This is a genomic window from uncultured Brevundimonas sp., assembly GCF_963975535.1.
In the GTDB taxonomy this organism is placed as follows: Bacteria; Pseudomonadota; Alphaproteobacteria; order Caulobacterales; family Caulobacteraceae; genus Brevundimonas.
Genome location: NZ_CAXBHE010000006.1, coordinates 60798 through 74041, shown reverse-complemented (window position 1 = coordinate 74041; position 13244 = coordinate 60798). Strand labels below are relative to the sequence as shown.

Genomic DNA, 13244 nt, shown 5'->3' with positions numbered 1-13244 from the left:
CGGTCAGTCTCCCCTTGGTTCGTCAGCCGGCTCGGCGAGGATACGGGCGAAGGACGCGCCCTTGGCCGGGACCTCGACCTGGTGCGGGAACGGGATTTCGATACCGGCGGCGTCCAGCGCCTCCTTGCCGGCCTGCATCAGGTCCGCCTGACTCTGCCAGAAGTCACCCGACTTGACCCAGGCGTGCAGGGTCACCTGCACGGCGCTGTCCAGCAGACCGGTCACGCCGGTCCACGGGGCCGGATCCTTCAGGACCTTGGCATGGGCCCCGGCCATGGTCGCCAGCACCGCCCGGGTCTGGGCCAGATCCTCGCCATAGCCGACGGTGAAATCGATCTCGATGCGCCGGGTCTTCTGGCCCGACAGGTTCATGATCACCTCGCCCAGCACCTTGCCGTTCGGGACGACGATCTTGTGGTTGCTGGCATTGGCCATCTGGGTGGTGAACAGGTCGAGCCGCTGCACCGTGCCGCTCGCGCCGGCGATATCGATCAGGTCCCCGACCTTGTAGGGACGCAGGACCAGCAGCACCACGCCCGCGGCCACGTTGGCCAGGGTCCCCTGCAGGGCCAGACCGACCGCCAGGGAGGCGGCACCGAGGACCGCGATGATCGAGGTCGTCTGCACGCCCAGCCGCTGCAGCACCGCAATCAGACCGATCACATAGACCACCACCCGCACCACCTGGGCCGCGAAGGTCAGCACCGTCTGGTCGTCCTGGAAGCCGCGAACCCGCGACAGGGCCCGTCGCGTGACCTTCGAGGCCCAGCGCGACACGAACACCGTGGCGGTCAGGATCAGCAGGGCGATGGTCAGGTTGATGGCCAGATTGCCGGCCATGTCGGTCAGCTTGACCAGGACGGCGGCATCGATCGTGATCGCCTTCTGGCCGGCGGCCACCGCATCAATCAGGGGAGCTTCGAGGTTGGTCATGGTCCGGGTCTAACGTCCTGTGCCCGGATGTGAACCCCGGGGCCCGCAATTCATTACAGGCGGGGGAAAGGATGTCCCCCGCAGATGGCCGACCGGAGCACACCGTGCAGAAATCCTCGCTCAGGGTCGGCATCGATGTCCCCTGGGTTACCCGCTGGACCGCGGAGCCGGTTCTCGGCGTCCGTCCCTGCCCCACCGTCGGCGGGGCCCTGGCCATCGTCCAGCAGGACAGCCCCGGCGTCGGCAGGCCGCTGTATTCACAGAACCACGCGGTCCGCCAGCGCCTGACAATCGGTCGCATGCTGTGCCCGATGTGCGGCCGGCCGACCCCGGCCGATGATCGCTGGACCCAGGTCGCCCACCCGGTCAGTGCCGGAAGCCTGAGAAACGGCCGTCTGATCGAGGGGCTGCCCGCCGCCGTCGCCGACGATCAGGTCCGGATCGATGCGGGCGCGATCGCCCCGCTGCATCGGGCCTGTGTCGACCGGTCGCTGAAATACTGCCCCCATCTGAAGACCGACCCGAACATCGATGTCCGTCGCTTCAGTGAACGCTGGCTGGTCTTGCCGCTGCTGGTTCGGGCCGAGGCCCCGCCACAGATGTTCCTGGCCCGGGCCGAACCGGCACGGGCCATCGCCGTCGTCGGCTTTCTGCAGCTGGTCGGCCTGACCGGGGACCGTGACCCCGCCTGGCAGGTCGGCCGGGTGTCAGGCCAGACAACCGTCTGAACCGCTCAGCCCCCGCGCGGCGACCGTCCGGCTTCAGGTCAGGCGGCGGCGACCTGGCCGCCTTCGGCCGTCAGCGCCCGCAGGGCGTCACGCCCGGACCCGACCTGGTTCATCACCCGGGCCAGGGCCGTAAAGTCGATCGGCTTGTTCAGATAGGCGTCGGCCCCGGCGGCAAGACCCGCCTCGTGGTCCTCATTCCGCGCCGAGGCGGACAGGACCACGATCGGGGTTTCGGCGTTCGGCCCGGCGCTGTCTCGGATCGCCCGCGTCGCCGTGAGCCCGTCCATAACGGGCATGTTGACGTCCATGATGATCAGATCGAACGCCTGGCTCTGGGCCATGTCCACGGCGATCTGGCCGTTCTCCGCTGTCGCCGAGACGTGGCCGGCGGATCCCATCCAGGCCTCGAGGATCATGCGATTGACCGGATGGTCCTCGACCACCAGCACCGTCAGATGCCGTCCGTCGCCGACCTCGGCCTCGATCGCCTCGGCCGGGGCGATCCGGGCCCATTCGACAACTTCGGCCTCGACGCTGAAGGTGAAGGTCGAGCCCTCGCCATAGGTGGAGGTCACCGAGATGTCGCCGCCCATGATATTGGCCATGCGCCGGGAAATCGTCAGGCCCAGCCCGGTGCCCCCGAACCGGCGGGTCGAGGAGCCGTCGACCTGGGTGAACGGCTGGAACAGGCGTTCCAGATCCGCGGTCGCGATACCGGCTCCGGTATCCCGCACCTCATAGTCGAACCGCACGACCTTGTCCGACAGACGCTCGCCACGGACCGTATAGGTGACGGCCCCGGTGTCGGTGAATTTCACCGCATTCGCCAGCAGGTTCTGGATCACCTGACAGACCCGCAGCGGATCGCTCCGGACCACCGCCGGGCTTTCGCCCTCGAACACCATCCGGAAGTCCAGACCCTTGGCCTCGGCCTGGGCCTGGAACGGCCCCACCACCCGCTTGTGCAGGTCCTCGACCACGACATCGACGACATCAAAGGTCATCTTGCCGGCCTCGATCTTGGTCATGTCGAGAATGTCGTTCAGCAGTGACAGAAGGTTGTCGCCCGAGTTGCGGATGATCGACAGGTATTCACGCTGGGTCTCTTCCAGTCGCGTGGCGCTCAGCAGCTGGGCCGCGCCCAGGACGCCGTTCATCGGCGTGCGCAGCTCGTGGGAGATGACTCCCAGGAAGTTGGATTTCGCGTCGCTGGCGGCGTTGGCGCGGTCCCGCGCTGTCTCCAGCTCCTCGATCAGATGGGCCTGATGCTCCTGAAAGGCGCGAATCCGCTCTTCCCGCAGCATCGTCATCATCACCAGGACGAACAGGCCGGCGGCCGTGAACGGCACCACCCCGAGGAAGGACCAGAACATCGGCGTGCCCCACAGGCTCCCGAGAATGATCAGGGCGGCCAGGCCGTAGGGCGACGAAATCACCAGGGCCTGACGCGGAGAGCTTCGAAGCTGCGAGAAGACGAGCACATAACCGCAGACCAGCAGGGTCATGGCCAGGGCGCGGCCGAACGGCGCGTCGGAGAACCAGGCCAGCAGCGGCGCGGTCGCCCAGACGGCGGTCGTGATGGTCGCCACGGCCGGGAAGACCAGGCCCCATCCGGTGCCGACCCGGTCGCTGATGCGCTTTTCGACGGCTCCGCGAATCGTGCCGGCGGCCAGGGTGCTGACCAGCCAGATGGCCGCCAGACCGACGCCGATGGTGCCCAGCAGGCCGAGGGCCCAGCTGAAGATAATCAGATAGCGGAGATATTGGGTCTGCAGAATCGCCCGCAGGGCCTGCGCGGCCTCTCCGGGACGCTGATCACCGGCCAGACCCTTGTCTATCGCATCGGATTCAACCATTTGCCGCCCCACGGATAACAACCCGGCGTGACGCTAAGACCCAACCCGCTAAGATGAGGTGAACGTGATTCTACCTAGGGATTGGACGTAGACGGCCTGTCGTCGCCGGCTTCGGCCGGGGTCAGGGTCCGGATTGACAGGGCGTGAACCGGTCCGGCCAATTCCGTGCGCAGGGCTGCCGTTACGCTACGCTGACGCGCCAGCCGCCCCAGGCCCTCGAACGCGCTGGCCACCACCGTCAGATTGAAATGGCTTTCGCCGCCCGCTGTACCGTCCATGCCGCCGTCATGATGGTGTCCGGCGTGCCGCCCGCTGTCATCCTCGATGTCCAGCCGTTCCGGATTCAGCGCAGATGTCAGTTTTTCGCGGATAATTGTCGCGATCGGGCCTTCCGGCATCGGTAGTTCCTTGATGATGACCAATTCCCCCCTACACTTGCGGCCATGACCGCCTCTTTTCAATACACGCCCCGATTCAAGGATATGCGGATCAAGCCGCAACGCGCCGAGGAAGAGGCGGCGGAGAAGGACGTCCTGCACCTCAAGCCGGGCGAGAAGGCGTGCGACTGGCCGGACTGCAGCAAGGCCGCCACCGCCCGCGCCCCCAAGTCGCGCGAGCGGCTGAACGACTTCTATGACTTCTGTCAGTCCCACGCCGGGGCCTACAACAAGAACTGGAATTTCTACGCCGGCATGAGCGAGGGCCAGGTCCGCGCCGCCCAGGAGAACGAGGCCATGACCGGTGGCCGCCCGACCTGGGACATGAAGGCCAGCAAGAATTCGCGCGAGGCGGCGGGCAATGCCGCCAAGCTGGGCAAGGCCCACACCGGGGCCGCCGGCTCGTGGAACGACAGTTTCGGCCTGTTCGAGCGCCGCACCCGGGAACAGGTCAATCCGGCCGATGACCATCGCGTCGGCAAGCTGGAACGCGCGGCCATGTCCGATCTCGGCCTCGAGCCGGGGGCCGAAAAGTCGGACATCAAGGCCCGCTACCACGAGATGCTGAAGCGGTTTCACCCCGACACCAACGGCGGCGACCGCGGGGCCGAGGCCAAGCTGCAGAGCGTGATCCGCGCCTGGAAAATCCTGAAGAAGGCCGGCCTGGCCTGATCCGTCCCTGCCCCTGAACCGGGCGGCCGTGCCGCTCAGTCCAGGGTCGTGCGATAGCGAATCATCGCCAGGGTCCCGACCGCCAGCAGGAAGGCGGCCAACGCCGCCAGGCTGGGCCAGGAGTCCATCACCCCGCTGCCCTTCAGCAGCGAGCCGCGGGCCACGCGCAGCACATGGGTCACCGGAATGATCGAGCCGATCACCTGGGCCCACTCCGGCATGCCGCGGAACGGGAACATGAAGCCCGACAGCAGGATCGACGGCATCATGTAGAAGAACGACATCTGCATCGCCTGCAGCTGGGTCCGCGACACGGTCGAGATCAAAAAGCCCAGCGCCAGCGACCCGACGATGAACAGCAGCAACCCGAGGCTCAGCGCCAGCCAGCCGCCGCTCATCGGCACCGCGAACAGCAGCCGCGCCAGCACCAGGATCAGCGCCGCCTGGATCACCCCGACGAGGACATAGGGCGTCAGCTTGCCGATCATCACCTCCATCGGCCGCACCGGCGTGGCCAGCAGCGCCTCCATCGTGCCGCGCTCGCGTTCGCGCGCCATGCCCAGGGCCGTCATCATCACCAGCGTCATCGACAGGATGATGCCCAGCAGCCCGGGCACCACATTGAAGGCGGTGATGTTCTCGGGATTGTAGCGACGGTGGACCACCACCTCGAACGGCGGGGCACCGCCGGAGCGGGCCAGCGGTCCGGTCAGCTCGCGGGCCAGCGCCTGGGCAGGCAGGCCCGCCAGCGCCGACACGGCCCCGCCGACGGCCGAGGGATCCGCCGCGTCGGCCTCGACCAGGATCGACGCCTTCTGCCCGCGCACCACCTTGCGACTGAAATCGGCCGGGATCACCACGGCGAACTGTACGTCACCGCGCGCCAGCGCCCGGTCCAGCTCGGCCTGGCTGTTGGCGGCGACGGTGATGCGGAAATAGCCGGTGTTGGTCAGGGCGTTCAGCACCGGCCGCGCCATCACCCCCCGGTCCTGCACCAGCACCGCCGTCGGCAGCTGCCTCGGATCGTTGTTGATGGCATAGCCGAACAGCAGCAGCTGCACGATCGGCATGATCAGGATCATCGCATAGGTCAGCCGGTCGCGGGTCAGCTGGATGAACTCCTTGGACATCACGGCCCAGGTGCGGCTGAGCGACACCATCAGGCCGCCTCCTCCTGCCTCAGACCGGCGATCAGATGGATGAACACGTCCTCCAGCGTCGGCCGCGTCTCGGTCCAGGTCAGCGGCGGCTGGCGCAGCGGGGCGATGGCCTGTTCCAGCGCCGCCCGGTCCTGGCCGGACACATGCAGGGTGGTACCGAAGGCCGTGGCCATCTCGACCCCGGGCTGCCCGCGCAGCTGCGGGGCCAGCCGGTCGGCCCCCGGCCCCTCGGCCAGGAAGGTCACCAGCCCCGCCCCGTCGATGATCGCGTCGGCCGTGCCCCGCGCCAGGATCCGGCCGGCGGCGATATAGACGATCTCGTGACAGCGCTCGGCCTCGTCCATGTAGTGGGTCGAGACCAGCACCGTCATCCCGTCCGCCGACAGGGCGTGGATCTCGTCCCAGAAGGTGCGCCGCGCCTCGGGGTCGACCCCCGCCGTCGGCTCGTCCAGCAGCAGCAGGTCCGGTTCGTGCAACGTCGCCGCCGCCAGTGCCAGCCGCTGCTTCCAGCCGCCGGACAGGGTCCCGGCCAGCTGCGCCCGCCGGTCGATCAGGCCCAGTTTCACCAGCGCCGCCTCGACCCGTTGCTGACGCCGGTCCAGCTCATGGACCCGGGCCATGAACACCAGGTTCTGCTCGATCGACAGGTCCTCGTAGAGCGAGAATTTCTGCGTCATATAGCCGACCCGCCGCTTGATCGCCCGCGCCTGGGCCAGCACATCAAGCCCCAGCACCGTGCCTTCGCCGCTGTCGGGCTTCAGCAGGCCGCACAGCATGCGCAGGGTCGTGGTCTTGCCCGCGCCATTGGGGCCCAGAAAGCCGCAGATCCGGCCCTTTTCCACGGTGATGCCGAAGTCGCGCACCGCCTGCAGGGCCCCGAACGCCTTGTTCAGCCCGCGCACGTCGATGGCGGGGCCCTCTCCGGGGACTGGCGGGGTTTCATTCACCGCGCGTCGTCCAGCGGCACGACATCGACCGGCAGGCCGGGGTTCAGCGAGGTCGGGTCCTCGGGCGTGGCCGCGACCATGAACACCAGCCGGTCGCGGCTGCCGCGGCTGTACAGCACCGGCGGCGTGAACTCGGCGGTGGCGCTGACCCACGAAATCCGTGCCGTGCGCAGGCCGGAACAGCCGTCACAGCCGAACCGTACCGTGCCGCCCGGCCGGTACAGGTTGACCGTCCGCTCCGGTACGAAGAAGCGCAGCTTGATGCGGCTGTCGGGCAGCAGGGCCAGCACCGGCTGGTTGGCCTGGGCCCATTCGCCCTGGCGGAAGAAGACCTGCTGCACCCGCGCCCCGGTCGGTGCCCGCGGCGACAGGGTCCGCAGCACCGCCTCGGCCCCGCTCAGTCCGCCCCGCGCCTGGGCCGCCTGCTGGTCGGCGGCCCGGATGGCGTCGGCGCGGGCGCTCAGCGCCCCGACCGCGCGCTGGCGGCGCACCGTCTCGACCTGGGCCCGGGCCGTGTCGCGCGCCGCCCGCTCCTGATCCAGCCGCGCCGGGGCGTAAATGCCGCGCGCCACCAGCGGGGCGATACGGTTGTAGCTGGCCTCCGCCTGTCGCAGCTGTGCCTCGGCCGCCGCCAGCTGGGCGTCATAGACCGCCTGTTCCTGGGCCCTCTGGCCCTTGCGCAGGTCCTCGGCACGGGCCTCGGCCGCCGCCAGGGCCGCCGCCGCCGACTCGGCCTGGGCCTGCGACACCTGCGGATCGATCAGGAAGGTGCGGCCGCCCGCCGCGACCCGCTCGCCCTCGCGCACATACAGGGCCTCGACCGCGCCCGGGACCGGGGCCGCCAGATAGATCAGATCGCCCTCGACATAGCCCGACAGGGTGCGTGGCTCGCCGCCGCGCAGGACCAGGCCCCAGACCAGCAGCGCCGCCAGCGCCAGCACCGCGACGATCCCCGCAACCGGTCGAATCCGCCTCATGGCCGCATGCCTCCCAGCACCGTGTCCAGATGTTGCGCCGCCAGCGCCTCGATATCCACCGGCTCGGCCCCGATCGGCTCGAAGGTCTCGCGCCACAGCACGCCCAGCAGCATCGGCCCCATGAGGCCCATGGCGAACAGACGCGGATCGCCGCAACGGACCTCGCCCCGGGCCTGGCCCGCGCGGATCAGGCCGGTGATCACGCCCAGGGCCGGCACGACCACCGTCTCGTGCCAGATGGTCGCCAGTTCCGGCAGGTTGCGCCCCTCGACGATGACCAGCCGCACCACGCCCGACACCCGCCGGTCGCTCGCCACGGTCTGCGCCAGCAGACCCACCCCGGCCCGCACCGCCGTCTCGAACGCCACCCCGGTTCCGGCCAGGTCCTTCAGGTGCGCCAGATTGCCGCCGACGGCGGTTTCGACCACGGCCCGGAACAGGTCTTCCTTGGTCTCGAAATACAGATACAGCGCGCCCTTGGACACGCCGGCCCGCCGCGCCACGTCCTCGAGCCGGGTCGCCGCATAGCCCCGCGCCGCGAACACCTCCAGCGCCGCCGCCAGGATCTCGGCCGGCCGCTCGGCGGGACGACGGCGGAATTTCGGTTCGCCGGGCGGCAGCATGGGCGTCCTTTTAATAACTGACCAGTCAGTTATTAATCCTGCGGCCGCGTTTCGTAAAGGGTCCCGGCGAATTCCGCGCCCGCGACGCTGGACCCCGCCCCTGCGGTTTCATAAGTGTCTGTCCATGACCTCTCCCCTCGACGCCACGCCCGATCCCCTGCTGACGCTGGAACCGCACCGCAGGGTGACGGTCCGCGAGGCCTTCGGGGTCGATTCCGACATGATCGTGCCGATGTTCGAGACGCGCGACAGCCATGTGCCCGACGTCGACGACGCCTATCGCTTCGACCCGCAGACCACCCTGGCCATCTGCGCCGGCTTCGCCTTCGACCGTCGGGTGATGGTCCAGGGCTATCACGGCACCGGCAAGTCGACCCATATCGAGCAGGTCGCGGCCCGGCTGAACTGGCCGATGGTCCGCGTCAATCTGGACGCCCACGTCAGCCGCATCGACCTGGTCGGCAAGGACGCCATCGTCCTCAAGGACGGCAAGCAGATCACCGAATTCCGCGAGGGCATGCTGCCCTGGGCCATCCAGCGCCCGGTCGCCCTGGTGTTCGACGAATATGACGCCGGCCGCCCCGATGTGATGTTCGTGATCCAGCGCGTGCTCGAGGCCCAGGGCCGTCTGACCCTGCTGGACCAGAACCGCGTCATCCGCCCGAACAAATGGTTCCGCCTGTTCAGCACCACCAACACCATCGGCCTGGGCGACACCTCGGGCCTGTACCACGGCACCCAGCAGATCAATCAGGGCCAGATGGACCGCTGGAGTATCGTCACTACGCTCAACTACCTCGACCATGACGTCGAGGGCGAGATCGTCGCCGCCAAGGTGCCCGAGTGGAATGACGCCGAGGGCCGACGCCGCATCGCCGCCATGGTCCGCGTCGCCGACATGACCCGCAACGCCTTCATGAACGGCGACATCTCCACCGTCATGAGCCCCCGCACCGTCATCACCTGGGCCCAGAACGCCATCATCTTCGAAGGCGACGTCGGCCTCGCCTTCCGCCTGACCTTCCTGAACAAGTGCGATGAGCTGGAACGGCCGACGATCGCCGAATTCTACCAGCGCGCGTTCGGGGAGGACCTGCCGGAGGCGGCAACAAGGGTGAAGGTGGGTTAGGTTTCGATCGCTATTCCGCAGGCAAGGTATCGCGAGCGGCGATCGTCATCGAGTGCATCCAGCGGCAAACTCGCGTTCAGTCCCGCGCTGGCCAACAATTTGCTTTCGCTCTTGAGAACAATGACTGGCTGAACGTATCGCTTCAGCAGATCGAGCATAGCGGCTCCATCTCCGGCCGCACTACGTAGGCGCGGCATGATCGTGGCAAGCGGGATGGAATGCTCGTAGGTCAATTCGTCCTTCGCGCCGGACTCGCGATAAGCGCGCGCCAGCAGTGAATGTGGACGACTTTGCGAAAATTTCGCTTCTGCGCGAATCTCCCAAAGAAAGTGGATGACCTCCCGCCGCACCTTGTTTGCGCGTGCTCCCGGCAGGCCTTTCTCGTGGAGGCTTTCCAGCGCGGCGAAGATTTGAGCGATCTCGTGCGCGATATCGACGTCTGACGGCACTAAGCCGCCCTCGGCGTGATCATCTCCAACGCCGCCCCCATCTTCCGCCGCTGCTCCAGCAGGTCGTGGTCGATCTGTAGTCCGAGGAAGAACCCCGCACTCAGCCCCCAGTAGCGGGTCAGGCGCAGGTCCGTGTCGGCGGTCGCCGCGCGCTTGCCCAGCACGATCTCGTTGATCCGGCGCGGCGGCACGCCGATGGCCTTGGCCAGGGCGGTCTGGCTCATACCCAGGGGTTTGAGAAAGTCCTCCAGCAGGACATCGCCCGGGGTCGGGTTCTTCAGCCAGTCGTCGGGATGGCCGATGCTGGCGAAACGGTCAGTGGTAATCGCAGATTTCGACATCCTCGCATCCTCCTTCACGCCAGCGGAAGCAGATCCAGGGGCTCAACATAACACCACTGGCCCCACCGCGCCCTTCTCCCCTTGCGGGAGAAGGTGGCCGAGCGGAGCGAGGTCGGATGAGGGGTCGCGCCGGCCTCTCGACAGCCGCCCTCTGACTGGCCAGAATGCAATCTATGGACGCGTGGCTGAAACAACGTGCGAAAGAAATGCGGCATGATCCGGTGCTGTACGAACGCCGGTTATGGAAGCTGCTGCGAGATCGGAAACTAGCCGGGCTGAAATTCCGTCGCCAAGTGGTTATCGGGCGATACATCGTCGATTTTCTCTGCTTCAGACACCGGCTGATCGTTGAGGCTGACGGGCCGCAGCATGAAGATCGTGCCGAGGACGTCGCGCGGGATGAATGGCTGACCGGGCAAGGTTTCCGGGTGCTGAGATTTCCCAACGCGCAAATTGAGAACCGGGGGCATGAGGTCATCGGGGCGATCCTCGCGGCGTCGGAGGCGAGGCTGATCCGGGATTGATCGGTGCCGCTGATGCGACCCCTCATCCGACCTCGCTCCGCTCGGCCACCTTCTCCCGCAAGGGGAGAAGGGTAGTCCGCCCCTACACCCCCGCCACAAACCCCGCCGCATAGTCCCGCACCGCCTCCGGCCAGCCCGCCGTCGCCGCCGCGAACCCGTCCGCATCCCCCGCGAACACCGCCCGCGTCGCATCCTCATAGCCCGGCAGATCCCCGGCCACGGCGGTCATGAAACGATAGGCGGCCTCGCGCCCCTTGCGCACCCGGTCCGGCCCCTCAGACGCCCGCGCCGCCGCCTCGACCAGTTTGCGCAGGGCGACCGAGGCCCCGCCCGGCTGGGTCGCCAACCAGTCCCAGTGGCGCGGCAACAGGGTGATCTCGCGCGCCGTCACCCCCAGTTTCGGCCGCCCCGGTCCGCGCTTCTCGGGCACAGCCGCCGCCGGGGCCAGCCGCGCCCGCACCACCGCCAGGTCGCCACGCAGGTCGAACTCCAGCGGCCGGGCGTCGGCGTCATCGAACACCAGCACTGCCGCCTCGCCCGCCTCAGCCGCCGCCATGACCGCCGCCACAACGTCTTGCGGCGTCCCCCGTCCGATCAGGCGATGGCCGGCGAAGGCGGTACAGGTAAGGTCAGGGGCCTGGGTCATGACGCGGATTTACCCGGGTAAATCCGGCGCGTCAATATTACCCGGGTGAAACAACTTCATTCACCCCCAATGCTTTCGTCATCCCGGGGCAAGCGGCGCAGCCGCGCAGACCCCGGGACCCAGCGGCGCGCGGAGCGCGACCTGTTCAGGCACGGTCGGCACGGGGCCCTTCGCCTTCGCTGCGCTGCGGCGCCGCTGGGTCCCCCGGTCTCGGCTACGCCTCGCCGGAGGATGACGACAGCGGGGATGCGAGGTGTTTGCCAAAAATCCTCCTATCGGCGCTGCCCAAACCCCAGCCCGATCAATCCCCTGGCCTTTTCCTCCGCCAATCTTCCCGCCTCATCTCCAGCCGCGCCGATAATACCCCGGTCCCGTCGCCCGGGGGGCTCGCTCGGCCGGCGATCCGCAGCGGCGGCGGGAGCGGATGGAGCGGGCGCAACCCGGAGCCGGATCCCCTGTCGGGGTCGCTGGCCGCGGGGATGCGAGGTCGAGCCGGGTGAAAAGCCGGACGGCCGAGGGGGCGGGGCGGAGACCCGCACCGGTCCAGGAGATGGTCGCTGCCATCCCTGCCCGCCGTGTGCAGAAGGACCCCTCGTCAACAGCGAGGCCCACGGTCCGGGCATGTGGAAACCCGTCCGCGCGGAGCGTCTGACGTTCGCCGAAACACTAACCCCTACGGTCTCCGGGCGGACGCCCGGCGCTCCGCCCATGCCCCCTCACCGTCGCCGAACCGGCGTGCGGGGTTTCAGCCTGCCCTCAGTCGCGCCGGCCATAGCTCCGGTCATCGCCGATCATCGAACCGGCGATCCAGCTGACCAGACCGGTGACCACGGCGGTGCCGATGCCCGGCCACAGCCCCGCCACGGTGAAGCCGCCCAGCAGCCAGGCGACGATGCCGATCGTCGCCGCATTCACCACCAGCAGGAACAGGCCGAAGGTCACCAGGGTGATGGGCAAGGTCAGGAACACCAGGACCGGCCGCACCACGGCATTGACGATGCCCAGCAGCAGGGCCGCGGCGATCAGCGACCCGGTCGAGGCGAAATCGACCCCCGGGATCAGACGCGCCGCCAGCCACAGCCCCAGGGCGGTGACCACGGCCTGTACGAGGAATCTCAGCATGTCGTCTCCTGTCGATGGCCGCGCCACGATAACGCAGGGTGCGCCTTCGGGCTCCCCCTGTCCGCTCCGCTTTGATAGCCTGTCCCCGACGAGGAGATCCCATGAGTCTGACCGGCCCCTACAATCCCGACAACATCTTCGCCAGAATCCTGCGCGGCGAGGTTCCCGCCGTGACCGTCTGGGAAGACGATCACGTCCTCGTCTTCATGGACGTGTTTCCCCAGTCCGAGGGCCATGTGCTGGTGATCTCCAAGACCTCGCAGGCCCGCAACCTGCTCGAGGTCGAGCCCGAGGTGCTGGCCCGGTTGACGGCGGCCGTGCAGCGCACCGCCCGCGCCGTGGACCGTGCGCTGTCGCCCGACGGGATCAGCATCAAGCAGTTCAACGGCGAGGCCGGGGGCCAGACCATCTTCCATCTGCATTTCCACATCATCCCGCGCTGGACCGACCGGGCCCTGAAGGGTCACGGCGACGGCCCGATGGCCGGCCCCGCCGCCCTGCGCCCGCTGGCCGACCGCATCGCCGCCGCCCTCGATCCCGACTGACGGGCATCTTGCATCGCGGTCCGTGCTTCAGCATAAGGACCGCCGTCCGGGCGCATCGGGCCGGTTTAGCTCAGTTGGTAGAGCGCCAGTTTTGTAAACTGGATGTCGCGGGTTCGAATCCTGCAACCGGCACCATGTCCCGGCCCCGGACGGGA

16 protein-coding genes and 1 tRNA gene are annotated in these 13244 nt (G+C 68.2%); 6 read left to right on the top strand and 11 right to left on the bottom strand.

Features of this window, described 5'->3' with window-relative positions:
- Window positions 1-3 precede the first annotated feature (3 nt).
- Window positions 4-933, bottom strand: a complete 930-nt coding sequence (locus AACZ75_RS10080; RefSeq protein WP_339872722.1) for a mechanosensitive ion channel domain-containing protein — start codon at window positions 931-933, stop codon at window positions 4-6.
- A 104-nt stretch (window positions 934-1037) separates the two neighbouring features.
- On the opposite strand from AACZ75_RS10080, the gene AACZ75_RS10075 reads away from it, so the two are divergent.
- Window positions 1038-1661 carry a hypothetical protein gene (locus tag AACZ75_RS10075; protein ID WP_339872721.1) on the top strand — a complete coding sequence of 208 codons (624 nt, stop codon included), beginning with the start codon at window positions 1038-1040 and terminating at the stop codon, window positions 1659-1661.
- Window positions 1662-1699: 38 nt separating this feature from the next.
- On the opposite strand, the gene AACZ75_RS10070 is transcribed toward AACZ75_RS10075, so the two are convergent.
- Together AACZ75_RS10070 and AACZ75_RS10065 are read right to left on the bottom strand one after the other, a co-directional pair.
- The gene (locus AACZ75_RS10070) at window positions 1700-3517 is read right to left on the bottom strand and encodes a response regulator (protein WP_339872720.1); all 1818 of its coding nucleotides are present in this window, start codon (window positions 3515-3517) and stop codon (window positions 1700-1702) included.
- Between the two features lie 74 nt (window positions 3518-3591).
- Complete coding sequence (locus AACZ75_RS10065) at window positions 3592-3915, bottom strand: BolA family protein (RefSeq protein ID WP_339872719.1); 324 nt, start codon at window positions 3913-3915, stop codon at window positions 3592-3594.
- 45 nt (window positions 3916-3960) lie between these two features.
- On the opposite strand from AACZ75_RS10065, the gene AACZ75_RS10060 reads away from it, so the two are divergent.
- A complete protein-coding gene (locus AACZ75_RS10060) occupies window positions 3961-4626 on the top strand; it encodes a J domain-containing protein (RefSeq protein WP_339872718.1) in 666 nt (221 codons plus the stop codon).
- A 35-nt stretch (window positions 4627-4661) separates the two neighbouring features.
- Here the strand turns inward: AACZ75_RS10060 and AACZ75_RS10055 are convergent, their stop codons facing one another.
- Genes AACZ75_RS10055 through AACZ75_RS10040 form a run of 4 tightly spaced genes read right to left on the bottom strand, consistent with a single transcriptional unit; the run spans window position 4662 to window position 8333 of the window.
- Window positions 4662-5786, bottom strand: coding sequence for an ABC transporter permease (locus tag AACZ75_RS10055; protein ID WP_339872717.1), 1125 nt, complete (start codon window positions 5784-5786; stop codon window positions 4662-4664).
- On the bottom strand, window positions 5786-6733 hold the full coding sequence (locus AACZ75_RS10050) for an ABC transporter ATP-binding protein (protein ID WP_339872716.1): 948 nt from the start codon (window positions 6731-6733) through the stop codon (window positions 5786-5788). Before AACZ75_RS10050 ends, AACZ75_RS10055 begins: the two co-directional genes overlap by 1 nt.
- Entirely contained in the window at window positions 6730-7710 is a 981-nt protein-coding gene (locus AACZ75_RS10045; protein WP_339872715.1) for an HlyD family efflux transporter periplasmic adaptor subunit, read from the bottom strand. Before AACZ75_RS10045 ends, AACZ75_RS10050 begins: the two co-directional genes overlap by 4 nt.
- Entirely contained in the window at window positions 7707-8333 is a 627-nt protein-coding gene (locus tag AACZ75_RS10040; RefSeq protein WP_339872714.1) for a TetR/AcrR family transcriptional regulator, read from the bottom strand. Before AACZ75_RS10040 ends, AACZ75_RS10045 begins: the two co-directional genes overlap by 4 nt.
- 124 nt (window positions 8334-8457) lie before the next feature.
- Between AACZ75_RS10040 and cobS the strand changes: the two genes are divergently transcribed.
- Window positions 8458-9462: a cobaltochelatase subunit CobS gene (gene cobS, locus AACZ75_RS10035; RefSeq protein WP_339872713.1), complete on the top strand. Its 1005-nt coding sequence runs from the start codon at window positions 8458-8460 to the stop codon at window positions 9460-9462.
- Here the strand turns inward: cobS and AACZ75_RS10030 are convergent.
- Together AACZ75_RS10030 and AACZ75_RS10025 are read right to left on the bottom strand one after the other, a co-directional pair.
- Window positions 9459-9911 (bottom strand): hypothetical protein, encoded by a 453-nt coding sequence (locus AACZ75_RS10030; protein ID WP_339872712.1) that lies wholly within the window; start codon window positions 9909-9911, stop codon window positions 9459-9461. The two genes, cobS and AACZ75_RS10030, sit on opposite strands and share 4 nt — an antisense overlap.
- Window positions 9911-10252, bottom strand: coding sequence for a HigA family addiction module antitoxin (locus tag AACZ75_RS10025; RefSeq protein ID WP_339872711.1), 342 nt, complete (start codon window positions 10250-10252; stop codon window positions 9911-9913). Before AACZ75_RS10025 ends, AACZ75_RS10030 begins: the two co-directional genes overlap by 1 nt.
- A gap of 173 nt (window positions 10253-10425) precedes the next feature.
- Here AACZ75_RS10025 and AACZ75_RS10020 point away from each other — a divergent pair, with 173 nt between their 5' ends.
- Window positions 10426-10776 carry a DUF559 domain-containing protein gene (locus AACZ75_RS10020; protein WP_339872710.1) on the top strand — a complete coding sequence of 117 codons (351 nt, stop codon included), beginning with the start codon at window positions 10426-10428 and terminating at the stop codon, window positions 10774-10776.
- An 82-nt stretch (window positions 10777-10858) separates the two neighbouring features.
- Here the strand turns inward: AACZ75_RS10020 and AACZ75_RS10015 are convergent, their stop codons facing one another.
- Window positions 10859-11422 carry a DUF2239 family protein gene (locus tag AACZ75_RS10015; protein WP_339872709.1) on the bottom strand — a complete coding sequence of 188 codons (564 nt, stop codon included), beginning with the start codon at window positions 11420-11422 and terminating at the stop codon, window positions 10859-10861.
- A 756-nt stretch (window positions 11423-12178) separates the two neighbouring features.
- Window positions 12179-12544: a phage holin family protein gene (locus AACZ75_RS10010; protein WP_339872708.1), complete on the bottom strand. Its 366-nt coding sequence runs from the start codon at window positions 12542-12544 to the stop codon at window positions 12179-12181.
- Window positions 12545-12645: 101 nt separating this feature from the next.
- Here AACZ75_RS10010 and AACZ75_RS10005 point away from each other — a divergent pair, with 101 nt between their 5' ends.
- Window positions 12646-13089: an HIT family protein gene (locus AACZ75_RS10005; RefSeq protein WP_339872707.1), complete on the top strand. Its 444-nt coding sequence runs from the start codon at window positions 12646-12648 to the stop codon at window positions 13087-13089.
- A 59-nt stretch (window positions 13090-13148) separates the two neighbouring features.
- Window positions 13149-13224: transfer RNA gene (locus AACZ75_RS10000), tRNA-Thr, on the top strand.
- Window positions 13225-13244 lie beyond the last annotated feature (20 nt).

Coding starts and splice junctions, on each gene's coding strand:
- AACZ75_RS10080 (WP_339872722.1), bottom strand. CDS start 933: ATGACCAACCTCGAAGCTCCCCTGATTGATGCGGTGGCCGCCGGCCAG.
- AACZ75_RS10070 (WP_339872720.1), bottom strand. CDS start 3,517: ATGGTTGAATCCGATGCGATAGACAAGGGTCTGGCCGGTGATCAGCGT.
- AACZ75_RS10065 (WP_339872719.1), bottom strand. CDS start 3,915: ATGCCGGAAGGCCCGATCGCGACAATTATCCGCGAAAAACTGACATCT.
- AACZ75_RS10060 (WP_339872718.1), top strand. CDS start 3,961: ATGACCGCCTCTTTTCAATACACGCCCCGATTCAAGGATATGCGGATC.
- AACZ75_RS10055 (WP_339872717.1), bottom strand. CDS start 5,786: ATGGTGTCGCTCAGCCGCACCTGGGCCGTGATGTCCAAGGAGTTCATC.
- AACZ75_RS10045 (WP_339872715.1), bottom strand. CDS start 7,710: ATGAGGCGGATTCGACCGGTTGCGGGGATCGTCGCGGTGCTGGCGCTG.
- AACZ75_RS10040 (WP_339872714.1), bottom strand. CDS start 8,333: ATGCTGCCGCCCGGCGAACCGAAATTCCGCCGTCGTCCCGCCGAGCGG.
- cobS (WP_339872713.1), top strand. CDS start 8,458: ATGACCTCTCCCCTCGACGCCACGCCCGATCCCCTGCTGACGCTGGAA.
- AACZ75_RS10025 (WP_339872711.1), bottom strand. CDS start 10,252: ATGTCGAAATCTGCGATTACCACTGACCGTTTCGCCAGCATCGGCCAT.
- AACZ75_RS10020 (WP_339872710.1), top strand. CDS start 10,426: ATGGACGCGTGGCTGAAACAACGTGCGAAAGAAATGCGGCATGATCCG.
- AACZ75_RS10015 (WP_339872709.1), bottom strand. CDS start 11,422: ATGACCCAGGCCCCTGACCTTACCTGTACCGCCTTCGCCGGCCATCGC.
- AACZ75_RS10010 (WP_339872708.1), bottom strand. CDS start 12,544: ATGCTGAGATTCCTCGTACAGGCCGTGGTCACCGCCCTGGGGCTGTGG.
- AACZ75_RS10005 (WP_339872707.1), top strand. CDS start 12,646: ATGAGTCTGACCGGCCCCTACAATCCCGACAACATCTTCGCCAGAATC.